Raw genomic sequence first — 26,509 nt, forward strand, 5'->3', positions numbered from 1 at the left:
ACTACAGCTTCAGTACCTGTGAAATTTAATGCGCTATCTTTTTATACACCAGAATTTCCCCGGCCAATATAAGCACCTGGCTCCCGCCCTTGCCAATATTCCTGGAAATCAAGTGGTTGCCTTGGTCGATGAGCAGAATCGAAAACCTGCCGGCCAGCCATCATCCGTCACGGTTATCGCATATAAATATAAGCCTGTGGCGAACGAAGCTACGCATCATTACGTTAGAGGGTTTGAATCAAATATAAGGCGGGGGCAACACGTCGTTAGAGCATGTCTCGATCTTAAAAAGAAAGGTTTCGTGCCGGATGTGATTGTTGTTCATGCGGGCTGGGGAGAGGCACTTTTTCTGAAACAGATTTACTCTGACGCTCGAATAGTCAGTTACTTCGAATTCTATTACCAAGCAGTAGGTGCTGATATTGGGTTTGATATGGAGTTTGGTTCCCCAACCATTGATGACCTATGTCGGCTCAGCATTAAGAATGCAACCCATCATCTTTCATTGGATAGTTGTGACTTGGGCATGACTCCGACACATTGGCAAGCTCAGCAATTCCCGGAATATTTTCATTCTAAATTAAATGTTGTTCATGAAGGTGTAGACACAAATGTGGTCAAGCCATGTTCGGAAGCCGTATTTGATTTGAATGGGCGCTCCTTCACGCGAGCAGACAGCGTTATTACGTTTGTAAATCGTAACCTGGAACCCTACCGCGGCTTTCATGTGTTTATGCGTACCATTCCTAAGATACAGGCGGAGTGTCCGAATACGCATATTATTATTGTGGGAGGTGATGATGTCAGCTACGGACGTAAACCCAGCGAGGGTGGCAATTGGCGAGAAAAAATGTTGCTCGAAATGGCTGGCCGCATTGATCATTCCCGGGTCCACTTTGTAGGGAAAATTCCTTATGAAAAATACCTTAGCTTGCTTCAAATCTCATCAGCGCATGTATATCTGACATATCCATTCGTCTTGTCCTGGTCAATGCTCGAAGCCATGGCGGCAGGATGTACATTGATTGGATCCAATACACCTCCCGTTTCCGAAGTCATTCGCCATAACGAGAATGGGCTGTTAGTGGATTTTTTTGATAAAGATTCGATCGCAGAAACGGTTGCGGACGTTATACATCATCCGGAAGCGTACAAAAACATGCGGGCCAGTGCTCGATCAACAATTGTTGACCGCTATGACCTGGAGCGAGTTTGTTTGCCCAAGCAAATCAAACTATTGCAACAGATATAAAATATACCTGGCTGCAATTGATCTTTAACGAAAGGATTCTTTACAGTACAAGAAGAGGGGACAAGTGGAAACCATAGCAGGGTTGGGAACATTGACCAGTTAGCAGAGTACTCTGTCGTATATTTCGCGAAGCGCTTTAGACGTATTTTTTCAGCGCAGGGCGCAAGTGGCGAAGCCAGTTCTGCCATACACCGGTTTTCTCCACGCAATTTCAGCTACTGTTCGTGTTGATATTATCAACACATTTCTAAAATCTCGGCCTAATGCCGGATTTCCGAATCCAAAGTTGATATGCCGTTAGGGGAAGATCAAGGAGGCGGAGGCTAAGCAATTGTTTCATGAACTGATGAAATTGCTACAAAGGAAGAATTGACCTCATTTATTGAAATCCTCCATCAAGTCCATAACTCGACGCGACTCATCGGCATTAAGAACCGATTCATTGCATGCTTGGCAGAATTCACCAGCAACATTTTGAATGACCTTCAATTGTCCCTTGTAGGTATAAGGAAGATCGCGGGTGTCAGCAACAAGTTCTGCTTGACCACAAACAGGACATTTCATATCAACCTCTCCGACTGAGACGACATTTAATCGCGATGCATAGATATTGTGATCGTTTGGGGGCTTATTAGCAAAAATGTCGGTGATACCTTATTCATTGCAGGGCAATGCAGTTTCTTCTTGCTGCTTGCAAATGCCCCTGCGCCAGAGGCTGGCGCAGGGTTTCAAAAGTGTTGATATTATCAACGCAATTAAGGCATTCCTTCCTAGTGCAGGATAGGCTGTCGCCGGTATTTCTAATATATATCGGATGAAAATAAATGATCGGCAATAGAGTGTTGGCATTAAGTTGGGCATGATGTGGTATGTATAGGATACAAGGTGCAACTCATTCACTATCCAGTCTACGAACCTAAAGACACATAAAATTGTTCAAACTTTCAGGGGCTCATTAAGTGCAGAAGAATTGATGAGGTGTTTATTTGGCAACGCAAAAAAGTTAGAGAGCGGTATGCTCCCAAAGCTAAAGTGAGGTTCAAAAGCTCCTGAATTTCACGGGCATTGTGTTTTGCTGGGCAAAGTGCCTTTCTCCTTCTGGTATGCCATGGTCTCAAAGAGAAAATCCGCTACAGTTTTGGCAGCATTGACTGCAAGTTTTGCGTGGTGCTTGGCTGGCTTGTAGGAGGTTGCGTGAGCATCAGACATTTTATTGCGCATGCTAGCCAATCCATGCACTACTGAGGTCAGTCCAGACAAAACCTGCTTTAATGCGTCAGAGATATCTTTTCGGCTGGGATCAAGGTTCAGAAGAACTCGAACCCGGTTGTAAGACTTCACCAAGTCGCCATCAGGCTCAGGTGCATTCGGGTCAAGTTCCTTTTCAATAGATGTCAGTATGGTCTCTACCAAAGACCGAGCATTGGTGATCGCACCGGCATAGTCGCCCGATGCAATCTTTTCACGGCATTTGTTAATTTGCTCTTCAATAGCAATCTCGGTGAGGGCAGATACCTTTTTGAATGGAACCTCTACCTTGATGAGTGAACCGCTGAGCTCTCTGACCTTGAAGAACGTCCCGTCACGTATAATCTCGTAGTTGTCGTATTTGACGAGGTCATTTACTTGGATAGCGCATTCCTCCACTGGCTTCAATACCTTTTTAGCATTTATCCAATTACGAGGGTCCAGCAAATCCTTGATGACCTCCTTTAGCGTATCTTTGCTATTCAATGCATTGAGTTTTTCCTCGACAAAGACATACCTTGTTGGGAATCCCTGTTCATATACGTCTCTGAATCCGTAGCTGTTGAATAGTTTGACAAGTTCTGGGCCACTGCGATACGGCCAACCTTCAGTATCGCCAGAAATCATCTTGGCGAGATGCTTGATGGTGAATGGAGCTAACTTCATAGCGGGCGGCTTTCTTTACCGTTCTTCTATGCTCTGAGCATCAGGGGCATATCGGTAGTGCACAATCTCGCCATTGATTAGCATGTTGGCTGCTGCCTCAATAATATAAAGAGGGGCGATGAACCACTCGCGCGGGGAGAACCGTTTGCCCTGCTTGTCATACACATCAACATTAAGGCATGCCTTGCCGAAGAAGGTGTGCAACAGCAGTTCAAATTTCTGCGGGTTGAGGTTGTAGCATTCAAACACAGAAATGACCTTCACCGGAGCCATGAGGTAGGTGGGTTCTTCGGGCGCATTCTTGATCCGCTCCTGCACGGGCACTGTAGAGTAACCAATTTTGAAGAGGTTCTTCGTCTCAGCGATCTCAGGTACAGTGCTCAGGGACTTAAGGACGTAGAGATAGCCTGACTTCTCGTCGCCTACTCGTATCTGCTCCAAAGCTTCAAGAGCCTTCTCATGTGGGTCAAGGATGCGGCGGCCCGTCTCGTCCTTGTAGAGTTCTGTGGCAAGGGAACGAAGCAGCATGTTGGACTCGGTGCCGTTCTCAAAGATGCAGCGAAGCCGGGCATTGACCTTGCCGTTCTTCACTTCCTTCTCACCGACTTCAGCCACATAGGCGGTTATGCCGTGGAGGATGAAGAAGTGACCAGGCTGAATCTGCTGCTCACCCGTGAAGCCGCGTGCCTCACGGACACCGGCAGCAAGCTCGGCATGGCACTGTTTGAACAAGGGCTCAAACTGCTCAAAATCTGGGCAGCGTTTGCGTTGGGCGATCTTATCGGGCATCTCCTTCACCAAAGGCACGTGCTTCAGTTCGAAGATGCTGGCGGCTTCGTCGTCCAGCAGGCCCAACGAGTCGTCCTTGAAGATGTCAGCCACAGAGGTGATGGGTTTGGCTGGCTCCATATAGGTCAGCAACTTGAACTCATCGACCCCCTGCAAAGCTTCGCACTTCTCCTTGCTGGCACGAAGTCCCTTCAGCCGGTTGAACAGTTGGAACTCAACGATGTTGGACGGGTTGGAAATAGGTTCTTTGCCGTGCTGTCGATAGAAATCGTTGATCTGCTGGAACGAGGCCAGTAGTCGTTCGTCTACCGTGATCGCAGCACGCTTGGGCTTGATATTGAGCAGGCCCATGTCATCGTCTTCCAGAATCTTCTGGAGGGCATCCTTCTCCACGGTCAGACTCCTTGCTGACGTCGCTGGGCTTTCAGGTAGACCACGGCATCTGCCATACGGCGTTCTAGAGGATCTAGCGAAGCGATGTTTGGCTCTCTGCCGTGGGTCTTCACAAAATCCTTGATCTTGGGCCAGAGCAGGATGGCTTCTTCGTCACTCATCTGCACACGTGTCGCTTCAATGGTGTCCTGAATTACCTTGAAGATCTTCGTGGTCAGCGACTTGGACAGAATTTCAAATGCCTTCTGGAAGGGGTTCACCCGGTCGATCAGATCAATGTGCAGGTCGTCTATGTTGATGAACTTGTCAGCCATGCGTACAAAACGCTTGTCGCCTTCCTGCTTAATCTCCCCATTCTTGATAACCGAATCCACCACGACGTGTTGACGAACTTCTTCAACTTCCTCGTCACTCAGTTCAGGGTACTTAATCTTGATAATTTTCGGAATCATGACCTTGTTGATCACTTCGGGGTCAACATTGCCAGGCAGCGCCTTCACAAGTTTGTCGTCAGAGAGGATTGCTGCCTTCAGATCATTCAAGTCAGATTCAATGATGTCCTTCACTCGCTTGGAGGTTGGTTCCTTCAAACCACGAACCTTGATTTCGGTGTCGGTGCTCTTATCGTCGTCGTTGACCTTGGTCTTGAATTTGAAGTTTGGTGCCAGAACCTGCTCCATAAGGAGGGAACAAGTGATGGCTTTGAGCATGTTGTTCACCGAGAGCTTTACAAGCTCGTCAGTGGCATCAGGCTGGGCGATGAGGTTGGTGAATTGAGCGTGGCTCTTGTTGTTGCTGTCGCGGGTGCAGCGGCCAATGATCTGAATGATTTCGGTGAGCGATCCGCGGTAGCCAACGGTCAGGGCGTGTTCGCAGAACTTCCAGTCAAAACCTTCCTTTGCCATGCCCAGTGCAATGATGAGATCCATGTCTTCTGGCTTCTCAATCTTGCGCAGGTAGTCAACGATGCGATCGCGTGCCTTGGGTTCGTCATGAACGAGATCGGCAACCTTCAAGTCCTTGCCATCACCATGTCGCTTGACGTGAATGACACAGGTTTCAGGGTCACGGTGAGTGACCGTGCCAATGATGTCCAAAATACGATCCACCTCGTCATACTTGTCTTTGGTGGATTCACCTGACTGGACATTGGGTATGTGAAGAATGGTCTTCTGATCGGTGTTCAGAATTTCACAGATGGCGGTGGTGTACTTGCCTTGGTAGAAGTGATACCCGATCCCCAAAGACTTGAGGAAGGTGTAGCCGTTCAACTGCTCGTAGTAGTTGTAGGTAACTTTGGTAAATTGAGCTTCGTCTTCAGGCAGGAGGACCGGCACGCTGTCACCACGGAAGTAGGAGCCTGTCATTGCCACGATGTGCACGTCGGACTTCGCCATGACGGTGCGCAGCAACTCACCAAGCCGGTTCTCACCATCAGCAGAGACATGGTGGAATTCGTCAATGGCGAGTAGCACGTTGTCAAAGTCGGACTCTTCCAATGCCTCAAAAGCAAAGCGAAGGGTGGCATGGGTGCAGATCAGAATCTTGTCTGGACCCTTCATGAAGTCGACCAATGCTTGAACCTTCCCCTGATCGCCACCAGGCGTGCAGAGGTTGTTCTTTGGCTCGACGGTCCAGTCTGAGAAGAAGCCAAACTTGCTCAGTTCTACGGTGTCAAACGAAGCACCAATGGAGCGTTCAGGCACTGCAATAATTGCCTTGGACAGCCCTTGGTTGATGAGCTTGTCCAGAGCGATGAACATGAGGGCACGAGACTTCCCAGAAGCAGGAGGTGCTTTCAGCAGCAGGTATTGAGCATTACGAGCTTCAAAGGCTCGTTCTTGCATCTCCCGCATGCCATATTGGTTGGTGCTGGTGCTTTGACCAGTCTGTGCATAGGTGACATCGACGATATTAGGCATTCTGGTTCCCCGTCATTTTTTCGTAGAGCTTGAAAAGGTGCTCAAGCCGATCTTCATCATTGCCAAATGGTTTGGCTCGATAGACACTTTCCACAACTCTATCCATAGACTCATGTGCATAAAGCAAGTCTTCAGGCATCTTCTCTGGATCATAGAGTTGAGCCAAATTCCTCTCAGGGTAGCTCTCTCTCGCGGCAAGAATCATGAAAACACATTCAGTGATTGCGGCCTTTTGAGTGTCTGTGGCTTTTGGGAATGGGAAGGTGTTGTAGGTAAGCTGAACGGAATACTGAAAATCATTGCGCATTCTGGAGCTTGTCACAGACAGCCAAACCATATGCATCTTCGATGACAACACACCAAAGAGGTATGGTTGAGCATCGTATGCAGCTAGGGCCTTCTCACTAATGATAGTGTTCTGATCCAGGAATCCAGCGGGGACATAAACACGTCTACTGGATGTCGTTTTAGGGAAAATGATTGAAGGTGTTTCTTGGTGTGGTTGAGTGCGGAAGCGATAGCTAACCTCAACATGCTGGCGTGCAACGACACCTCCAGCTTGCCTAAATTCACGGCATTTGTTGATTCTCTCCATGATTGGAGGAATAGCTTCTGCTTCATCTTTGGTGGCATCCGTGACCCATAAGCAGTAGCGATAGTTGCCACTCATGAAGTCAGCAGCACCCATGTACTTCCTGATGAATTTCTTGGCTGCTGGTGCTCTTCTAAGTATCTCGTCTTTCTCTTCTTCAGAAAGAATGAAGTTGTTCCCGTCCAGGGGCACATTTCCAATGCTCATCTTCCCAATGTTAGAGATGGCCCGATTGGTTGGGGTGACAATGACTGTATCTGAGTCAATCAGGTAAGGGCTAATGTTCTTGACCTGTTTGGAGACAGTCTCGTTGTAAAGGACCTTTGTTTTTATGCTTTTGGCATTCTTGAGTCCAGCAATGATGCATGTGACCTTTGCTTGATTCTTGGCATTGTTGCCCCAATCAAAAGATTGATGAGCAAAGCTAATCTCTAGGCCAAGAGAGAAGACATGAGGCCAAATAATGCAAACCTGTTCGCCTTGGCAGATGGAATTGGTGGAAACGAAAGCAAAGGATGCATTGCTTGATCCAGCTATGTAGTCTGCTGCTTTTTTGAACCAGCAGCCAATATAGTCAATCCGCTTGAAATTTTCAAAGCCATCAAAGACATTGATGATTTCTTCTTTTTGTTCATCTGTTTGATTCTGGAAGCCAACATAGGGAGGATTGCCAAGAATGAAAACATCCTCATCCTTCTTGGGGCAAACCGTATTCCAATCAATGCTTGTAGCATTGGCACAAATGACATTGCCGCCACTCTTCAAAGGAAGTGAGGGGGTGGCATGTCCAAACAGAGCCTTGAACTTCAGATTCATTTGATGTTCTTTGAGCCACAGGGAAAGAATGGCGATTTCGTGCGCGAAGTCGTCTAGTTCAATGCCATAGAACTGAGATAACTTGATGCGTGAAAGGGGTATCAATCCTTCTTTGGAAAGCTCTTGCAGTCGCTTGAAAATTTCCATTTCAAGCTCACGAAGCTCTTTGTAGGCAATAATCAAGAAGTTTCCTGATCCGCAAGCTGGGTCAAAAATCTTCAGGTGTTCCAAGCGGAGAAGAAGCTGCTCCAGCTTCGCTTTGCTGTCTGCGTGCTTCTCAAACTCTTCCTTCAGTTCGTTGAGGAAAAGGGGTTCAATGACCTTCATGATATTGGGCACAGACGTGTAGTGCATGCCCATGTTGCCCCGCTGGCTGGGATCAACCACTGCCTGAATCATCGAACCGAAAATATCGGGATTGATCTCGGACCAGTTCAGATCGGCGCCGCATTCAATGAGCATGGCCCGCGACTTCCGATTGAATTTCGGAACGGGCAGCTTGTCAGCGAACAGTCCGCCATTCACATAGGGGAAATCGACCAGGTACTCAGGCACACCCTCACGGCTTTCCTGATCCATGATGTCAAAGGCACGCTTCAGGTAGTCGTCTAGGTCGCTACCGTCAGCAGCGGTGTGCGAGCCGATATGGTTGGTGAAGAGTTTGGGCGGGAAGATGCCTGTGTCTTCAGCAAAATAGCAAAACAAGATCCTGGACAGGAACACGTTCTGCCAGTGAATTTCTTGTGCCGTGGTTGCGGGGTTGTCGGCACGCAGCAGGTCAAACAGCTTCGCCATCTTTTCGGCGGCTTTGACGTCTGCGGGGTTTTCACCTTGAGCCTGGGTCTTCTCCAAACCTGCCCACGGAAGGAAGAAATCAAACTTCTTGTTCAGTTCTGCCAGAGGGATGTCTAAGGTGTCCTCTGATTTGGTATCAATCGCCAAAAGGTGAGTGGTGTTGATGGCGATGATGAAGCGTGGCTGGTGCTTGGCAACCACCTCGGAGTGTTTCATTTCATCGATGACCGTCAGTAGCTTGTCGCTGTTGGAAGCCTTGTAGTAGACCTGCTTCTTCCAAAGAACCTCATCAGCAATCTTGGAGAGGTTGTAGCTGCCCTTGCCAACCATTTTTAGGCGGGTGATGGAGGCTTTTGGCTTACCGTAAACGTCCAACAAGTCATAAATAAAATTTGCTTGGTTGGATGTTTTCAGTAACTTTTTGACATTCTCTTCAATCTGCGCGATGTTCATATGCTGTTGTCAGTGTTTCAATGTTTTGTATAGTACACAATCCCCCGCGTTGATGAAGCCAAGATTTTTCTTCTCGTAACCGTTTCCTTTCTTCGGCAGCCTCACGTTGAATTAAGGTGCGGTAAAACCATCCCTTTTTATTTTGTGGGTACATCCGTCCATTGACGAGTTAGAGCTATCGGCGCGATAGTGCATACAAGAACATAGCTGCAACTCCACCAATCGGATAACCGAAAGATTGCGCGAGTGAGAGTTTTGGGAATAGCCAATAGCAGAGTCCGCCAGCATATATTGGAAGCCAAACAAAGCAGCAACCAATAAAGAGACGTACTACTCTCTGACGATCAACATCGCTCCACCCATTGTGAATGTATGTCACAAGATATTGCGTTATTTTCTGGACGATATAAAACGATGGCAGAACGAAAAAAGTAAACAGCGTGAATGCCAGGTGAAGGGTGCTGACAGAGTGCGAGGCAGATATTCTTGTCTGCTCCAAGTCGATTACCCCATTCATACTCTTGATGAGTAAGGGCAGTAGAGTAGCAATACCCAGCAACATAAAGAGATTTAGTAGCATTGCCAAAGAAGCCATTACAAATTCTCGGCGCTCTTGGTTGTGCATTCGTCTTGCCTGTATTTCTTTGGGGTGCGATGAATATACTTCGGGTGCTGTTTCGCCGAGTGGCGGCGGTATATTTATCAGTGAGGCCCCAAGTGATTTTTTGATGAAATCGGTCATGAAATTAGCGATGATTCCAAGGATGATATTCTCGAACATATTGGGCCTATTTATCTATAGCTAAGATGCTTAGTCTCTTTTCCGCAATATACTCATTTATTTCCATCGGTGACCCGGCAGGAAATAGATTGGGGAAGTAATAACCCGTCACTGCGGCAGGGAAGGCAATCCTAACAGGGCCTTTTGCTGAGTCGGAACTTAAAAAGCCAAGCCTTAGCAGCTCACCGAGCATGTCTCTGGCCATGCGCTCGCCGAATCCTGTAATCCGTGAAGCCTCGCCACGTGAGAACTCCCCTCTTCGCAATGCCTCCATAACTAAAAGATGGGATTCTTTTTTGATGTTTGTTGATGTCGAAAGCACGCCAAAAAAGTATTCGATCCGCTTCACCAGGTTGTCCAAATCAAACATTTCAGACATGAATTTCACTTGGTCTATGCAAGTATCTACAAAAAATGTACTAAAGGCCTGCAAGGCACTTAGCGACAAGTTGCCACGGCCATCTAAATCACCTCTGCGTAGACTGTCGGCATCTTGTAATAGAGATTTGTACTGATCCACATTGCGCGCCAATCCGCGTGCTGGAGACCATAACCCTATACCTTCAATGCCTGCTGTTTTCATTGCTAATACAGAAAATAATCTTGCAACACGTCCATTACCATCTAGGAAGGGATGGATCCAAAGCAGGCGCTGATGCGCACAGGCAACCAAAGGCATGCACTGGTATGGGAGTTTGCTTTTCCATGCGGCTTGATAGCCAGATTCAAACCTTTTCATGAACTCTGGCAAAGCTTTATATCGCGGGGGGTAATGCCTACCTACCTCTACTTCGGAGGACCTCAAGTTGCCAGGTATGATTTTTTCGGTTTTCTTGCCATCCGCTGAGGTTGACCAATATAACTCTTCTGGTAATTTGGCATAAAAGTCACGATGAATAGAACAAATCAGATTGGTTGAGAAAATATCAACCTTAGCTTCCGCTAGATATGCTTTCTCAACCTCAACATGCGCCCTTGCTTCAAGTTGGAGTACTCGTTTTTCAGCTGAGTTGGAATAGTCACCTGATAATGCGCGTTCAATATCAATTGGCTTAGTGTTATGACCCTCAATCAAATTCGAGTAGTAACAATTCATATTGCTGACAAGGTTAGCTACGGCATCTATACATATCGGGTGGATGGATGCTGAAAGTTTGGCTGACGCTATGGCCAAGGCATAACTTTTCTCTAGAAGCATGCTGTCAGCTTCGAAAAGAAGTGGTTCCATCTGCCTTGGGTGATCTGGAAATATGTAAGACATTTGCCGATTATTATGCCTATCTAACTTATTGTAAAGTAATTATTATTTATAGTAATGCTATTATTTTATTGCCGGTATTATTTCCGATGTTTGAGTTATGCAATTTAGAGCGTGAAAATTGAGTGATGAGCTTAATGGGGGCATCGCTACTGGGAGTGATGTGACGGTAACTAGGCTGCTAGTTACTGCATTTTCTCAAGCTGCTGCAAGTCAGAGGGCTATATATGAGCGCTGGATAAATACATCTATCAGAGTGGGGGGCTTATTGCCAAAATCAACTTTGATGATTTCTGTGCAGTCGCTTGGTCATTTGGACATGATGATAAGGGGGATGGAAAATGACTTCTACAGTCCGGAAAGTTTACGATCCGATGATATGGTCATTGCTTATGCCCTTACATATCAAAGGTTATTATCCGAGCTTTGGGTAGGTTCGGCGTACGAAATAGCTCGATTGCTACGAGCGCGAGGGCTGGCACCTGGTGCTGACGATTTCAATAGACTTATGACTGACCTCGAGCTTTTGAGGATGCCTTTAGAGAAACATGAGATTGCGAAGGATTACAAGCTGGCTGAGCCACTGGTAATGCGTAGAATGCCGTCAAGACCTGACGACGTGGACTTTATCTACGATAAAACGGATAAGCAACGTGCGCATATCGTGCCGAGCGGCATATCTGAACGAGGCTCTTATATGTGGTCGATAGTTGATATCAAGGCCAAGACGGAGCGCTGGGTTGAATGGCGTGTATTGTCGGATTTGTTCCTCGACGTATTTACTGCAGGTAATCAGGGGCAATGAGTACTAGGTACAATTTCAGTACAGTACTTAGTTTTTTTAAGCTAATAAAAATTACGCTAAGTTACTGATCCTAAATTGATATTAGTTACGCTTAGATAATATTTATTTTCTATAATAATCAATTGTTTAATGTGTTATTGGCCGACTCATAATCCGTTGGTGCTCGGTTCGACTCCGAGGAGGCCCACCAAAATAAACAAGGGGTTACGTGAAAGCGTAACCCCTTTTTCTTTTGTACTTTGCTTTTTTTTAATAGAGCCAGCGTATGCAGCTAGTCACCGTAAAGCATAGATAGTGATCAGGTGAGAATTTAAAAAAGAAAGCACTGGTAGCGGCACATGCAAGATGGGCTTCCCTTCTTGCACAATCAACTGTGAAGGGGCTTCAAGGTGCTGCAAAGGATGTTAAAACGCCCCCTTCAATACGCCACCTTCCACCCGCAAGGCTGCGCCTGTTGTTGCAGATGCTAGCGGGCTAGCGACATAGGCCACGAGAGAGGCGACTTCCTCAGGGCTGGCAAAGCGCTTGATTAATGAGGTGGGTCTCACTTTTTCAAAGAACTCTTTTTCGAATTCTTCAAACGTCTGTCCGTCTTGTCCCAGAGCATCCACAAAATCTACCACGCCTCGCGTTTTTGTTGGCCCCGGTAACACGCTATTGACGGTAATGCCTGTGCCTGCCACGGTTTCAGCCAAGCCTCTTGCTACGGCAATCTGGGCGGTCTTGGTCATGCCGTAATGCACCATTTCGGCGGGTATCTGGATCGCACTTTCACTGGAGATAAAAATAATGCGGCCCCAGTCTGCTTGTTTCATGGAGGGTAGGTACATGCGTGATAACCGTATTCCGCTCAATACATTTACATCAAAAAATCGTATCCAGTCGGCATCGGGGATTTCTTCAAACGGCTTAGGTTCGAAGATACCTAGATTATTCACCAGGATTTCTACATTGGGATATTGTTTGAATAGTGCGTCGGCTCCATCTGCTGTGCTTAAGTCGCCTGCGAAACCAAGGACTTCAGTATTGGTGCTGGTTTTGATTTCAGCTATTGCTTTGTTAACAGCTGACTGTGTCCTGCCATTAATGATGACTTTGGCCCCCTCGCGTGCCAGAGTGGCAGCGATGGCATATCCGATGCCGGCTGTACTGCCAGTTACTAATGCCAGTTTTCCATTTAATTTAAGATCCACGATGATGTCCTTTTGAAAATATGTAACAGGTGGGAATGTGCGAAATCGACTATTTATATTGATGGGTCAGATAAGTTGCGGATTTACAATTGGCTCATGCCGCCATCTACAATCAGCTCGGTCCCTACAATAAATGCTGCATCCGTAGAGGCAAGATAAGTCACTGCACTTGCTACTTCTTCTGGTGTACCAAACCGCTTGAGCGGCACTTGAGCTTCTATGCTTGAAGCTACCGCATCCAGCTGTTCTGCAGGAATACCCAACTTACCATATAGTGGCGTTACCACTGGCCCTGGACTCACTACATTGATGCGGATGCCACGTCCAACAAGTTCAGCGGATAAGGTCTTAGCCAAAGAAATCAATGCGGCCTTGCTGGCAGCATAGATGCTGGAATTAGGCATGCCAATATGGGCATTGATGGATCCATTCAGAATGATGGCTGCGCCTTTATTGAGATAGGGGAGTAGTGCCTGGATGGTGAAATAGGCACCTTTGATATTGGTATTGAATGTCATATCCCACAGGCCTTCATCCGCGTCTTCCAGGGATGCGAATTTGGCCACGCCGGCATTGATAAAAATGGCATCAAGTTTGATATTCGCATTAGAAATGACTTCTGCCAATGCTTTAGCTGCGGCGAGATCGCCTGCATCATTTTGCAATGCCATGGCGGATTCTCCCAGCGACTTCTTAGCTTCATCCAATGTTTTCTGATCTCTTCCTGTAATCACAACGCGGGCGCCTTCTTTACTGAAAGCCTGAGCCGTTGCAAGGCCGATGCCGCTATTGCCGCCTGTCACTAATACTGCCTTATGTTGAAAACGATTCATGATGAGAACTCCCTTGTGATGAATGATGAGTTCAGTATGGGCATGTTATTGCTTGCGTACTAGTCATGTATAAGTAGAATGACTTTATACCAAAAGTAGAAGGTCATTATGGAAACCCTACGTGGCATTGAATCATTTGTACGAAGTGCAGAACTGGGTAGCTTTTCAGCGGCCGCCCGAAGGTTAAGTATGACGGCGGGTGGCGTTAGCAAAAACGTGGGGAAACTTGAGGCGGATATGGGAGTCCGATTGTTTCAGCGTAGCACCCGAAAATTGACACTGACGGAGGCCGGCGAGCAGTTCTTGCAACAAGTGGCTGGAGGGTTGGATACGATCCAGGCCGCGATAGCCAATACTAGCAATGCCGGAGGCAAGCCAGCGGGCACGCTTAAAGTAGGAATGGCGATGGCATTTGGTCGTGATCAGATACTTCCTTTACTTGGGGAATTCTTAAGGTTGTATCCGGATATAAAACCAGACTGGCGTTTTGATAATCGACAGGTAGACCTGATTGCAGAAGGGTTTGATGTGGCTATAGGCGGCGGCATTCAGATTTCGCCGGGTATTGTGATGCGACAGTTGGCGAAAGTGCATCTCATCCTCGTGGCATCGCCGGGATATCTCAAGAATAAAATCTTGCCCAAGACCCCTGAGGATTTATATACATTTGATACCTTGATGCGCTTTTCTCAGACTACTAATCGTGTAACGCCTTGGCACCTCCAAACGAAGACGGGTGAGCAAGTGACTGTAGAGCCATTGCCACGCGCGATCTTGAATGATCCAGAAGCACTTTGCCGCGCGGCGTTAATGGATTTGGGCATAGTTCATGTACCAATGCCGCACGCTACGCCCTATTTGAGAGATGGTAGCCTGCTGAGGGTGTTGCCGGGCTGGTATAGCGAAGGAGGTGAGATATCCATTTACTTTACCGCGAAAAAACTGATGCCCGCCAAAACGAGAGTGTTCATTGACTTTGTCATTGAACATTTCAGGAAGCAAGATTTAGCAAAACGGTGGTCAGCCATTTAAATCGCAAATGGCTTCTTTGCGTCGACAGTACAAATTAAAACCATCCTCTTTAATTTGGAAAAGTTTTATCTGGATGACAGAACATCCAATTGAGCTGGGAGCTCATAATATCTATCCATGATATGGAGGTCGCAATGTTCGATCACATCGGTATTGGTGTTACAAATCTGTCCGAGAGCACGGCATTCTATCTAAAAGCGCTTAAGCCGTTAGGGGGTGAAATCGCGATGGAAGGGCCATCCAGCGTAGGGATTGGCCGAAATAATAAGCCTTCGCTGTGGCTTTCCGAGACAAAGGTGCAACCCTCTCACATGCACCTTGCTTTTACGGCGGAAAATCGCAGTCAGGTAGACGCATTCCATGTTGCTGCAATGGCAGCAGGCGGAAAAGACAATGGGCCGCCGGGTTTGCGCCCGCATTATCACGAGAATTATTACGCTGCCTTTGTCATTGGTCCGGATGGCCACAACATTGAGGTGGTGTGCCACCAACCCAATATTGGGAATTCTGAAAGCAATTAAGAGGAGTCCAGTTCCACAGCGATACTTTCACGTGAATAGACCTTTCTAATATAATCATTGTCCAAACATTCACTTACGACGCACATGAAGCCGAATGTCTCATTTTTCTGTACTGGATCTATCTCCCATTGCACAAGGCCGTACTGCGGCCGAATCTTTTCAAGCCACATTGGATCTTGCGCAGCATGCGGAGCGCTGGGGATTTCGTCGTTTTTGGCTGGCTGAACATCATGGAATGCCAGGTATCGCCAGCGCAGCTACCTCTATCTTGATTGCCCACGTAGCAGCGGGGACTTCCTCGATTCGCGTGGGTGCGGGTGGCATTATGCTACCTAACCACTCACCATTAGTCATCGCGGAACAGTTTGGCACATTGGAGTCTTTATTCCCGGGACGGATTGATCTTGGGCTCGGACGGGCACCAGGATCGGATCAAATGACGGCACGTGCGCTGAGGCGCAATCTATCCTCTGACGCAGACGATTTTCCTGAAGATGTGATGGAACTGATAGATTATTTCTCAAATGAACCGCGAGGGCCTGTTCGGGCTGTGCCAGGAACGGGGCTTAACATTCCCATATGGATTCTGGGATCAAGTCTCTACGGTGCCCAACTCGCCGCAGCGATTGGTTTGCCGTACGCATTTGCATCTCATTTTGCTCCAGCACAAATGATGCAGGCCATTGAGGTTTACAGAGCTACATTTAAGCCTTCAAAGTTCTTAAGCCAACCTTATGTCATGCTCGGCTTTAATGTCATCGCAGCGGAGACTGACCAAGACGCAAATTTGCTAGCTTCGTCAATGCAACAAGCATTCATTAACTTGCGCACAGGAAATCCCTCAAAGCTTCCTCCGCCGATTAATAACTACCTGGAGAAAATTGGCGGGGCTGAACGTGCACTCCTCAGCCAAATACTCTCATGCTCAGCGATAGGTGGCCCAGATAAGGTCAAAGAGGACGTCGATGCATTTATTGCTAGAACTCAGGCGGATGAATTAATGATTACATCGCAAATTTTTGATCATGCTGCCCGCCTTCGGTCTTATGAAATTGTTGCGAATCTTCACGAAAATTTCGTCATTGCATAATCTCAACTAACAAGACATCTTGAATCAATAAAAGGTTGAAGATGCAGGGGGGGATTTTCATCCACCAACAGTGTTGCTCGAATTTTATTGGAGAGCTAACACTTTCTGACAGCAACTTCAGCGTTTAGCTTATGGCTCCCTGCCTCTTCAAGGTTTAGTTTTTACGAAACGAAACCTTAAGGAGCACGCCGTGAAGTTGATTCGCTTATGGTCTATTGCATTGATGTTGATATGGGGTGCCAACCTGCAGGCAGGGGGCGTGGGCGCGGGCGGCGGTACGGCAGGGGCGCCAGCCGGCGGTGGTGGCACAGGGGCGACGACTTCTCCCGCGCCAACGACTTCTCCTTCTTCGCCTAATACTGTGGCCCCTGCGGGGACTGGCACGCGTCAGGGTACTGAGCCTTCTTCACCCGATACTTTTGCGCCTGCTGGCTCGCAGCGTTCGCCGGGGACAGACTCTACCTCGCCGGATACTTTTTCGCCTGCAAATCCAACGGCCACTCCTTCCAACCAGGCCCCAGCAAGTGCGCCTCCCGTGACCGGGACCAGCGCGCCACCTGTGTCGGGTAAAACGGCGCCCGCGACGTCTACTATTCGTAGTGCTCCGCCGGTCACTTCGCCGGATGGCAGTGCGCCACCCGTGACGAGTGATCCCAGTGCGCCTCCAGTCACCACGCCTTAGATCAATTTTCTGAAAGTGCAGTACATCCAATAAAAAAGCGCTGACTATGCAGCGCTTTTTTATTGGTGAAGCGTGTGAAGCTATTCTTCGTGATGCTTGGTGGCTTTGATCTGCTCCAGCTTGGTTTTGGCCGCGTCGCCGATATGGGCTTCGCCGCGTTTTTTTGCCAGCTCTATCTGCTTTTGCCGCTCCAGGATGCGGGCTTTTTTCTCGTCTGAGATTTTGTCGTAGCAGTGCGGGCAGGACACGCCGGCCATGTAGTGCGGGGATGCTTTTTCTTCGGGCGAGATAGGGTGGCGGCAGGCGTAGCATTGGTCGTACTCGCTTAGTGCCAGGCCATGGCCGACGGCCACGCGCTGATCAAACACAAAACATTCGCCTTCCCACAGGCTTTCTTCCTTGGGCACGTTTTCCAGGTATTTGAGAATGCCGCCCTGCAAGTGGTAGACGTTCTCAAAGCCTTGCTCCAGCATGAAGGCGCTGGCCTTTTCGCAACGTATGCCGCCGGTGCAGAACATGGCAACCTTTTTGTGTTTGTTGGGGTCGAGATTCTTGCTCACATACTCGGGGAATTGCCGGAAAGTGGTGGTGTGCGGATCAAGCGCGTTTTTAAAGGTGCCGATGTCGTATTCGTAATCGTTGCGGGTGTCGATGACGATGACATCCGGGTCGCTGATCAGCGCGTTCCAGTCTTCGGGCTTCACATAGGTGCCGACTTTTTTATTGGGGTCTATGCCAGGCACGCCGAGGGTGACGATCTCTTTTTTCAGGCGCACTTTCATGCGGTAAAACGGCATTTCTTCGGCGAAGGATTCTTTGTGCTCCAGGTCAGCCAGGCGCGGGTCTGATTTCAGATAGGCGAGCATGGCATCTATGCCTTCACGGCTACCGGCCACAGTGCCGTTAATGCCTTCAGCGGCGAGCAGCAATGTGCCTTTCAGGCCTTGGGCGTTACATAGATCGAGCAAGCCGGGCTGCATGGTTTGGTAGTCATCCAGCGGGGCAAATTTATATAGGGCGGCAACAATAATATCGGGCACTGCAAAGGTCTCCTGCGTAATCCCGCTATGATAATCCATGTTTGAAACAAGGCTAAATGGTTTGACGGGTTAAGGTCGGCATTTTACCGGAATTTATACTGAAAAATCGCAGGCTTAGAGCGTGTGGTTGCTATGTTGCAGGCGGCGCGCCATGTGCTTGAGAAAGCGCATGGCCACCTTGGGCTCACCCATGAGCAGGGTTTCGATGTTGTCGGCGCTGATAATCACAACATCGGCATGGTCGGTGATCACCTTGGCATCGGCCACGCGCGGGCTATCTGTAAGCAGGGCCATTTCACCAAAGTAGTCTCCAGGCCCAATCTCTCGAATGGTGCCGCCAGGGAAGATCAGCTGCACCTTGCCCATGACGATGTAGTAAAGATCCAAGCCATGCTCGCCCTGGCGGAAGACATATTCATCTCGCTGGTAGATTTTGCCGTAGCGGTTCATCAACTCTTGCAGGTAGTGTTCTTTGTCCTTGGGCAATTCGCCAAATAAACCACGCAGCAATAACACGTCTTTTTTGTGCAGGGTGGAGATCAGCTCGGTGCCTAGCAGAAATACAGCAAAGGTGTAGTACAGCCAGCCGATGGAAATGAACATGTTTTTCATGCCGCCAAACACCGTGTCATAAGACTGATTCAGCGAAAGAAAAAGGCCGAAGGCGGGGCGCATGGCAATCCACATGATGCCGGTAATGGCCGAGCCGATCAGGATGTTTTTAAGTGAAATGCGTGCCGGGAAAAAGATGCGATAAAAAATGGCGATCAGCACGGTGCAGATGACAATGGAGCTGACGTTATCAATCAGCTTGGTGTGCGTGGCGGATGGATTGAAAAAATCAATCACCTTTTCCAGTCCCAGCCCCATGAGGGTAAAGATAAAGAACAGTAGCAGAATGCCAAGTACGCCAATCACATCCTTGAATTTACGCTTGATAAAGGAGGGCTCTTCTACCATGGAGGCTATGGTGTGAAAGGCTGAGCGCAAGGCCCCGGCCAACGGCGTCACAATCCAGAATAGCGCGAACATGCCAAACGCCCCCCATACTGCCTGGTGTTTGGAGACGTTATAGACCTCGATCATGATGCGGTGGCTGAACTTGGGCACCAGGTTGCTGGTAAGGATGGCCAGCTTGACGATGGCGTAGTTGGATGACACCACCAGATGGCTCAGCATGAAGAAAATCAGCAGCGCCATGGGGATCAGCGCAAACATGGCATAAAAGGATAATGATGCCGAAATGCTGAAGCCGTTATGCAGCTGGAAGGCGCTCAGGGTCTCGCGAAAGATGAAAAAGGGCGTGCGATAACGCCGCCTGGCGTAGGCGTTGAGCGGCATGGCAAGTGCCGGGTGATTGCCTATGTCTTTTACCTGATTGAGCTTGATAGCCAAAGTAACCTTGCGCCAGTTGCGTGGATGGAAATGCTGGCTGCATTAAACCTTAGATAACGAGCCAGCCGCAAGTGTATAAGCTGGCTCGTCATGCTTACAGCTTTTTAAACTCTTCGGTGGCTGCCACCAGTGCCGAGAGCGTGCCTGCTTCCATGCCGGAGTGCCCGGCATCCGGCACCATATGCAGCGCTGCATGAGGCATGGCTGCATGCAGTTGATAGGCGCTAATCGGCGGGCACACCATGTCGTAGCGGCCTTGCACAATCACAGTCGGGATGTGTGCCAGGGCTTTGGCCTCTTGCAGCAAATCCCGCTGGCCGACAAAGCACAGATACTTTATATAGTGAATCTGCACTCTGGCACGTGCAATTTGCACTTCATTGCTGGCCGAGCCTTCATTCTTGCCGGGCAACAGTGTCATGATGCTGCCTTCAAACGCATTCCAGCGCGTGGCGGCTGGGGCGCTAATGGCGGGGTCATCATTAAAGACAAGTTTGCCGTAAGCCTGCAGCACATCACCACGATCCTCTTCTGGCAGATAGGCTAGCAGCTTTTGCCAGGCTTCCGGGTAAAAGTGTTTCACATCGCCCAGAAACCAATCGAGCTCTGATGGTCGGCTGAGGAAGATGCCGCGCAATATCAGACCACGTACTTTGTCGGGATGTGCAATCGCATAACACAGTGCCAGCGTGCTACCCCAGGAGCCGCCAAACACCAGCCAGCGATCAATGCCCAAGTGTTCGCGTAGCTGCTCTATATCGCTGACGAGCAGATCCGTCGTGTTCTCTTCCGTGCCGCCATGAGGGTGGCTGCGCCCGCATCCCCGCTGGTCCAGCAGAATAATGCGGTAATGCGCCGGGTCGAAATATCGGCGCTGCGCCGGATTGCAGCCGCTGCCTGGCCCCCCATGCAGAAATACCACCGCAGGGCCGGCAGGGTTGCCGCACTCCTCAAAATAGATCTGGTGCCTGGCTGATACATTTAGCCAGTCACTGCGGTACGGGAGAATTTCTGGAAACAAATTGTAAGTATGCGAATTATTCATGTGGGTATAAGGTAACTCTTTGTTTTATTTGGTGATGATTATTTAGGAATTTAGGGAAAAACTCATTCTGCACAAGGGAAAAACTTAATTGTAAATAAAATGTAAATAGAGTATTGCAAAACATTTTGGAGTGATCTAATATTCGGATCAACTCACTTATAAGGTGAGTGAGAGCAACAACTAAATATGCCGTAAAAACCTATAACAATAAATAGGTGGCTGTTATCTAGTTAGCGCTTTGATTAAACCCTTAGTAGTAACAACTATGGAGATTTAAAATGGAGATGAGCAAGATTAAATTGGCTCTGGGCGTGGCAATCGGTATGAGCATGGCTCTTCCTATGGTTGCTTCTGCTGCTGCAGACCAAGAGGCTGCGATGGCCAACCCAAACAACTGGGCACACCCACGCGGTCAGCACAACAACAATGCATACAGCACCCTGAATCAAATCAACAAGGGTAACGTTAAGAACCTGAAGGCTGCCTGGACATTCGCTACCGGTGTTAACCGTGGTCACGAAGGCTCCCCACTGGTGATTAACGGTGTGATGTACGTTCACACTGCATTCCCAAACAACGTTTACGCTCTGGACCTGAACGACAACCAGAAGATCATCTGGTCGTACTTCCCTAAGCAAGACCCATCCGTACAAGCTGTTCTGTGCTGCGATAACGTAAGCCGCGGTCTGGGCTTCGGCGACGGCAAGATCTTCTTGCAACAAAACGACGGCATGCTGGTTGCTCTTGACGCTAAGACTGGCGCCAAGGTTTGGGATGTTAAGAACACTGATCCTAAGGTCGGTGCTACTAACACCAACGCTCCTCACGTTATCAAGGACAAGGTTCTGACCGGTTGCTCCGGTGCTGAATTCGGTGTTCGCTGCTTTATCGCTGCTTACAACCTGAAAGACGGCTCCCTGGCATGGAAGGCCTACTCCACTGGTCCTGACAGCGAAGTGCTGATTGGTGCTGATTTCAACAGCGCTAACCCACACTACAGCGCTCTGTCTGTATACCAAGACGTGAACGGTGGTAATAAAGAAGGCGGTTCTTTCAAGGCTCTGTCCAAAGACCAACTGAAGTTCCCTGAAAAAGACCTGGGCGTTAAGACCTGGTTGAAGCCACAAGCTGTTAAAAACGGCTGGGAACACGGCGGCGGTTCCGTATGGGGCTGGTGGCCATATGATCCTAAGTTGAACCTGGTGTACTACGGTACTGGTAACCCATCTGTTTGGAACCCAGACGTACGTCCTGGTGACAACAAGTGGTCCATGACTATTTTCGCTCGCGATCTGGACACCGGTATCGCTAAGTGGGGTTATCAAATGACTCCTCACGATGAGTGGGATTATGACGGCATCAACGAAGTTGTTCTGTTCGAAAAGGGTGGCAAGAAGTACGCATTCCACACTGACCGTAACGGTTTCAACTACACATTTGACGCTGTTGACGGCACCCTGCTGGTTGCTGAAAAAGCTCACCCCTTCATCAACTGGGCTACCCACGTTGACTTGAAGTCCGGCGTTCCTCATAAGGATCCTAAGGCTTCTACTCACCAAGACTACAATGCCAAGGGCATCTGCCCAGCAGCTCTGGGTGTTAAGGACCAACAGCCAATGGCTTACTCGCCACGCACTGGTCTGATGTACATCCCATTGAACCACGTATGTATGACTTACGAGCCAGTTGAGTCCAAGTACGTTGCTGGTCAACCATGGGTTGGCGCTACTCTGACCATGTTTGCTGGTCCAGATGGCGTAATGGGCGGTTTCGAAGCCTGGGATCCATTGAAGGGTAAAGCAGTTTGGTACAACAAAGAGAAGTTCTCGTCATGGGGTGGTGTTCTGACTACTGCTTCTGACCTGGTGTTCTACGGTACACTGGAACGTGACTTCAAGGCAGTTGATGCACAAACTGGTAAGCTGTTGTGGAAGTTCCAAGTTGGTTCTGGTGTGATCGGCAATGCCTTCACATACAGCCACAAGGGTAAGCAATACGTTGGCGTACTGTCCGGTATCGGCGGTTGGGCTGGCGTAGCGATGAACCTTGGTATGACCAATGACACCGACGCACTGGGTGCTGCTGGTGGCTACAAGGAACTGACCAAGTACAACGCTGCTCCTGGCGGCGGTGCACTGAACGTGTTCAGCCTGTAATAGTTGAAGAAATTCAAATATTTACAGAACTAACCGTTAGTTAGTGTGTCATATAAGCACCCCGCTTCGGCGGGGTGCTTTTTATTATTATAAGAAGATAAAATAGGCCGCTAACAGACACGAGGACAAAGGTAATGCTGATTAATTTCAAAAAAGTATCACTGGTTTTACTTTTCACTGCTCTGGCAAATAGTGCATTTGCTGCAGATGAAAATACGCTGGAAGTCGATCCGAACGTTGGTCGTGGTGGTGAACCTTCCCGTATTGATGATCCAACCGAATTCAAAGTTTGTGCAGACCAGGATAACCTGCCTTATTCAAACTCAAAGCAAGAAGGTTTTGAGAATAAAATTGCCCAGTTGATTGCGCAGGATCTGGGCAAAAAATTATCGTATCAATTCTGGTATGACCGTATGGGCTATATCAGAAACACATTGAATGCGCGCCGATGTGATGTGATTATGGGTACCGTGGCCGGCAACGATATGGTGCTGACTTCGAAGCCATATTACCGTTCGGGCTATGTCTTTGTTACACGTAAGGAAAGTAATCTGAATATCACGGATTGGGACTCCCCTGATCTGCGTAAAGGCATCATTGGTGTGGTTGGTCAAACCCCGCCATCTCGCCCAATTTACGATAAAGGTCTGATGGAAAACGCCCGTCCTTATCGTATTCAACGTGACTTGAATCTGCCGCCCAGTTTCATGATTGACGATCTGGTCAAAGGCGATATTGATATCGCCATTGTCTGGGGACCAATTGGTGGGTATTATGCCAAACAGTCCAAAGTTCCATTGGTCGTTGTGCCAGTACCTGAGTATGAAGATACGAATGTGCATGGCAAGGAGTACTGGAATATTTCAGTGGCTGTGCGCAAGAAAGACAAGGAACGTCTGGCCATGATTCAGGAAGTGCTGGATCGTCGGCATGCGGACATCATGAAGATTCTGGATGATTTTGGTATTCCACATCTGGATGTCGTTCCCGGTGATAGCGTTGAAAAGAAACGCGAAACGCGCGGTGATGTAATTCCGAAATTCGAATAATGAATTGGCGTTATCAGGTTGCTTGGGTCAACCGTACATAACGCCTGTTCGTTATACGTATTACAAGTTGGTCATGGTTTGGCATGATCAAACTGTAGCTCTATTTTCAAACGAGGAGATGACATGTTAGGCAATAAGGTAGTTAAGGCGACGTTATTTGTTTCTATGCTTGCTCTGGTTGGATTGACTCTTCCACTGCAAGCTAGCGCCGAATGTAAATTGGTTGCGACTCAGGACGGCTCGCCGCTGGACATCAAGGCTGATGCCTTTGATACTCCAGAAGCAAAGCAATTCCTGGACACCTGTAAGAACCCCTACATTGGCAATGAAGCTGCAACTAAGCGCGGTCAGAAGTTGTTCCAATTGTATTCATGCACTGCATGTCACGGCGGTCAGGCTGAAGGCGCTGTAGGCCCAAGCTTGCATGGTCCTAACTTCAAATATGCCAAGAACGCCACTAACAAGGGTATGTTTGAAACGATCTGGCACGGTACTAACGGCGGTATGGGTGCCAAGGGTAAAGGCTTGATGGATCCTTCCGATCCAGAAAACGGCCTGACACCAGATGAAGTGTTGAAGATTGTTGCCTGGGTGAGAACTCACAGCAAGACATTCACTGGTAACGAATAAGCGCTTATCGCTAAAATTCGGCACTAATTAAAATAAAAGCGGTCATTGTTAAAAGCGGTGACCGCTTTTTTTATGTGTAGCAATACCTGTTGGAGTAAAATCAATAACGTTAGAGGAGAGTATCAATGCGAAAAATTACACTAAGCACTCTGGGTATTATCTTGCTGGCTAGTTTGGCTGGCTGTGGTAAATCAGGCGATAGCGCAGGCGGTGGTGATAAGGCAGCCGCAGCCTCATCTGGTGAAATGATCAAGTTTGTTACTACTCAAGATGGTTCTCCACTCACCATCAAAGCCGAGTTGTTTGATACGGCTGAAGCCAAAGAATTTATGACAACAGGCAAAAACCCCTACATCGGTAATCAAGACGCGATCGCCAAGGGTAAAAAACTCTTCCAACTGTATTCATGCACACAATGTCACGGTGCTGACGCGCAAGGTCAGGTTGGCCCCAATCTGACAGGTCCCAACTATAATTACGCCAAGGATGCCACTAATAAGGGTATGTTTGAAACCGTGTGGCATGGTACCAACGGTGGTATGGGAGCAAAAGGTAAGGGCTTGATGGATCCTACCGATCCATCGAATGGTTTGTCCCCGGACGAACTGCTAAAAATAATAGCCTGGATACGTAGCCACGGCACGGCGACAGGTAACGAGTCATAGCAAATAAGAAAGGCATCATTTATGCAATCGCAAGTAGAGTCAGGTTCGGGTTTGCACCACGTCGTCATTGTCGGCGGTGGTGCAGGTGGATTGGAGCTTGCTACTCGCCTGGGAGATAAGCTGGGGCGCAAGGGTAAGGCGGAAATCACGCTGATTGACCGTACCCGTACGCACGTCTGGAAGCCTCTGCTGCATGAGATCGCAGCAGGCAGCATGAACCCGGACAAGCATGAGCTGGAATATCTCGCTCAGGCGCACTGGCATCATTTCCGTTTTCGCCTGGGGAGCATGGACGGTCTGGATCGTGCTAAAAAGGAAGTGTATATCGCGCCTTTTTACGATGAAGATGGCGTGGAAATCATCCCGCGTCGCACCTTCAAGTACGATACGCTGATCATTGCCATCGGGAGTACGACGAATGACTTTGGTATAGCTGGCGCAAGAGAGCATTCCATTGCGTTGGATACCCAGGATCAGGCGGAGCGTTTCCACCGGCGATTGCATAATGCCTTGGTGCGTGCCCATACGCAAAATGTCCCATTGCAAGCGGGGCAGCTTGAAGTGGCCATCGTCGGCGCTGGTGCTACCGGCGTTGAACTTGCTGCGGAGCTGCATAACACCACACGCGAGCTGGCGGCTTACGGCCTGGACAAGATCAACGCAGATCGCGATGTCAAAATCTCGTTGATTGAAGCCAGTGATCGCGTGCTGCCTGCCTTGCCTCCCCGTCTTTCCCAGTCGGTAGAGCTCGAGTTGCGCAAGCTGCGCGTGCATGTGTACACGGGTGAGCGCGTCACCGAAGTGACCGATAAGGGCATTTACACCCATAGCGGGCGTTTTATCCCGTCTTCTCTGGTGGTCTGGGCGGCAGGTATCAAGGCGCCGGATTTCCTGAGCCAGCTGGATGGGCTAGAGGCCAACCGTATCAACCAGCTCGTGGTGCGTCGCACCTTGCAAACCACGCTGGATGATGACGTGTTTGCCTTTGGTGATTGCGCTGCCTGTCCTTGGCCTGGGCATGATGAGAACGTGCCACCGCGTGCGCAGTCTGCTCACCAGCAGGCTTCCATGCTGGTCAAGACAGTCAAGAAGCGTGTGGCAGGCAAGACTACGGCCCTGCCTGAGTACACCTACCGCGACTATGGCTCACTGGTTAACCTGGGCAAATACACGACCGTAGGTAACCTGATGGGCTCCGTCGGCGGTTCCAGCCTGTTCATTGAAGGCATGTTTGCGCGCTTTATGTATCAGTCGCTCTACAAGATGCATTTGATGGCACTGCATGGCTTCTTCACTGTGTTCTTGCAGACATTGGCACGCATGATTACCCGTCGTACCGAGCCGCACGTCAAACTGCATTAATGCACGATTGCCGTTAGCAATAAAAAAGCCTCAGGAAACTGAGGCT

General features: G+C 48.7%; 23 protein-coding genes. 11 read left to right on the forward strand and 12 right to left on the reverse strand.

Annotation, left to right across the window (positions count from 1 at the left end):
* Window positions 1-28 precede the first annotated feature (28 nt).
* Complete coding sequence (locus ACWWD9_RS02735; RefSeq protein ID WP_455867652.1) at window positions 29-1,252, forward strand: glycosyltransferase family 4 protein; 1,224 nt, start codon at window positions 29-31, stop codon at window positions 1,250-1,252.
* A gap of 375 nt (window positions 1,253-1,627) precedes the next feature.
* Here ACWWD9_RS02735 and ACWWD9_RS02740 read toward each other — a convergent pair whose 3' ends face one another.
* From ACWWD9_RS02740 to ACWWD9_RS02770, 7 genes are all read right to left on the reverse strand, one after another.
* On the reverse strand, window positions 1,628-1,816 hold the full coding sequence (locus tag ACWWD9_RS02740; RefSeq protein WP_455867653.1) for a type II toxin-antitoxin system MqsA family antitoxin: 189 nt from the start codon (window positions 1,814-1,816) through the stop codon (window positions 1,628-1,630).
* 492 nt (window positions 1,817-2,308) lie between these two features.
* Window positions 2,309-3,166, reverse strand: coding sequence for an abortive infection family protein (locus ACWWD9_RS02745; RefSeq protein WP_455867654.1), 858 nt, complete (start codon window positions 3,164-3,166; stop codon window positions 2,309-2,311).
* Between the two features lie 15 nt (window positions 3,167-3,181).
* The gene (locus ACWWD9_RS02750; RefSeq protein WP_455867655.1) at window positions 3,182-4,348 is read right to left on the reverse strand and encodes a GIY-YIG nuclease family protein; all 1,167 of its coding nucleotides are present in this window, start codon (window positions 4,346-4,348) and stop codon (window positions 3,182-3,184) included.
* A gap of 2 nt (window positions 4,349-4,350) precedes the next feature.
* The gene (locus ACWWD9_RS02755; protein WP_455867656.1) at window positions 4,351-6,270 is read right to left on the reverse strand and encodes a DEAD/DEAH box helicase; all 1,920 of its coding nucleotides are present in this window, start codon (window positions 6,268-6,270) and stop codon (window positions 4,351-4,353) included.
* Entirely contained in the window at window positions 6,263-8,926 is a 2,664-nt protein-coding gene (locus tag ACWWD9_RS02760; protein WP_455867657.1) for a DNA methyltransferase, read from the reverse strand. The genes ACWWD9_RS02755 and ACWWD9_RS02760 overlap by 8 nt, the downstream gene beginning before the upstream one ends.
* Window positions 8,927-9,101: 175 nt before the next feature.
* Window positions 9,102-9,707, reverse strand: a complete 606-nt coding sequence (locus tag ACWWD9_RS02765; RefSeq protein WP_455867658.1) for a hypothetical protein — start codon at window positions 9,705-9,707, stop codon at window positions 9,102-9,104.
* A gap of 7 nt (window positions 9,708-9,714) precedes the next feature.
* Window positions 9,715-10,935, reverse strand: a complete 1,221-nt coding sequence (locus ACWWD9_RS02770) for a Fic family protein (protein WP_455867659.1) — start codon at window positions 10,933-10,935, stop codon at window positions 9,715-9,717.
* Window positions 10,936-11,086: 151 nt separating this feature from the next.
* Here ACWWD9_RS02770 and ACWWD9_RS02775 point away from each other — a divergent pair, with 151 nt between their 5' ends.
* Window positions 11,087-11,770 (forward strand): hypothetical protein, encoded by a 684-nt coding sequence (locus tag ACWWD9_RS02775; RefSeq protein ID WP_455867660.1) that lies wholly within the window; start codon window positions 11,087-11,089, stop codon window positions 11,768-11,770.
* Between the two features lie 404 nt (window positions 11,771-12,174).
* Here the strand turns inward: ACWWD9_RS02775 and ACWWD9_RS02780 are convergent, their stop codons facing one another.
* Together ACWWD9_RS02780 and ACWWD9_RS02785 are read right to left on the reverse strand one after the other, a co-directional pair.
* Window positions 12,175-12,963: an SDR family NAD(P)-dependent oxidoreductase gene (locus ACWWD9_RS02780; RefSeq protein ID WP_455867661.1), complete on the reverse strand. Its 789-nt coding sequence runs from the start codon at window positions 12,961-12,963 to the stop codon at window positions 12,175-12,177.
* A gap of 83 nt (window positions 12,964-13,046) precedes the next feature.
* On the reverse strand, window positions 13,047-13,796 hold the full coding sequence (locus ACWWD9_RS02785; protein WP_015830888.1) for an SDR family oxidoreductase: 750 nt from the start codon (window positions 13,794-13,796) through the stop codon (window positions 13,047-13,049).
* 108 nt (window positions 13,797-13,904) lie between these two features.
* On the opposite strand from ACWWD9_RS02785, the gene ACWWD9_RS02790 reads away from it, so the two are divergent.
* The 4 genes from ACWWD9_RS02790 to ACWWD9_RS02805 all read left to right on the forward strand — a co-directional run bounded on the left by ACWWD9_RS02790 (window position 13,905) and on the right by ACWWD9_RS02805 (window position 17,121).
* Window positions 13,905-14,828, forward strand: a complete 924-nt coding sequence (locus ACWWD9_RS02790) for a LysR family transcriptional regulator (RefSeq protein WP_455867662.1) — start codon at window positions 13,905-13,907, stop codon at window positions 14,826-14,828.
* 134 nt (window positions 14,829-14,962) lie between these two features.
* Window positions 14,963-15,349: a VOC family protein gene (locus ACWWD9_RS02795; RefSeq protein WP_015830886.1), complete on the forward strand. Its 387-nt coding sequence runs from the start codon at window positions 14,963-14,965 to the stop codon at window positions 15,347-15,349.
* A gap of 94 nt (window positions 15,350-15,443) precedes the next feature.
* Window positions 15,444-16,439: an LLM class flavin-dependent oxidoreductase gene (locus ACWWD9_RS02800; RefSeq protein WP_455867663.1), complete on the forward strand. Its 996-nt coding sequence runs from the start codon at window positions 15,444-15,446 to the stop codon at window positions 16,437-16,439.
* 190 nt (window positions 16,440-16,629) lie between these two features.
* Entirely contained in the window at window positions 16,630-17,121 is a 492-nt protein-coding gene (locus ACWWD9_RS02805) for a hypothetical protein (protein ID WP_455867664.1), read from the forward strand.
* 80 nt (window positions 17,122-17,201) lie between these two features.
* On the opposite strand, the gene trhO is transcribed toward ACWWD9_RS02805, so the two are convergent.
* The 3 genes from trhO to pip form a co-directional block, all read right to left on the reverse strand.
* Window positions 17,202-18,161, reverse strand: coding sequence for an oxygen-dependent tRNA uridine(34) hydroxylase TrhO (gene trhO, locus ACWWD9_RS02810; RefSeq protein ID WP_041370559.1), 960 nt, complete (start codon window positions 18,159-18,161; stop codon window positions 17,202-17,204).
* A 114-nt stretch (window positions 18,162-18,275) separates the two neighbouring features.
* Window positions 18,276-19,556, reverse strand: coding sequence for a YhjD/YihY/BrkB family envelope integrity protein (locus tag ACWWD9_RS02815; RefSeq protein WP_159355056.1), 1,281 nt, complete (start codon window positions 19,554-19,556; stop codon window positions 18,276-18,278).
* Between the two features lie 94 nt (window positions 19,557-19,650).
* Window positions 19,651-20,601 carry a prolyl aminopeptidase gene (gene pip, locus ACWWD9_RS02820; RefSeq protein ID WP_455867665.1) on the reverse strand — a complete coding sequence of 317 codons (951 nt, stop codon included), beginning with the start codon at window positions 20,599-20,601 and terminating at the stop codon, window positions 19,651-19,653.
* A 278-nt stretch (window positions 20,602-20,879) separates the two neighbouring features.
* On the opposite strand from pip, the gene ACWWD9_RS02825 reads away from it, so the two are divergent.
* From ACWWD9_RS02825 to ACWWD9_RS02845, 5 genes are all read left to right on the forward strand, one after another.
* Window positions 20,880-22,757 (forward strand): methanol/ethanol family PQQ-dependent dehydrogenase, encoded by a 1,878-nt coding sequence (locus ACWWD9_RS02825; RefSeq protein WP_455867666.1) that lies wholly within the window; start codon window positions 20,880-20,882, stop codon window positions 22,755-22,757.
* A 134-nt stretch (window positions 22,758-22,891) separates the two neighbouring features.
* Entirely contained in the window at window positions 22,892-23,806 is a 915-nt protein-coding gene (locus ACWWD9_RS02830; protein WP_013443073.1) for a substrate-binding domain-containing protein, read from the forward strand.
* 123 nt (window positions 23,807-23,929) lie between these two features.
* Complete coding sequence (locus tag ACWWD9_RS02835) at window positions 23,930-24,436, forward strand: c-type cytochrome (RefSeq protein ID WP_015830879.1); 507 nt, start codon at window positions 23,930-23,932, stop codon at window positions 24,434-24,436.
* Window positions 24,437-24,561: 125 nt separating this feature from the next.
* Entirely contained in the window at window positions 24,562-25,101 is a 540-nt protein-coding gene (locus ACWWD9_RS02840; protein WP_015830878.1) for a c-type cytochrome, read from the forward strand.
* 21 nt (window positions 25,102-25,122) lie between these two features.
* A complete protein-coding gene (locus ACWWD9_RS02845) occupies window positions 25,123-26,463 on the forward strand; it encodes an NAD(P)/FAD-dependent oxidoreductase (protein WP_013443070.1) in 1,341 nt (446 codons plus the stop codon).
* Window positions 26,464-26,509: the final 46 nt, after the last annotated feature.

The sequence above is a fragment of the Methylovorus sp. SPW-M1 genome (assembly GCF_053848825.1).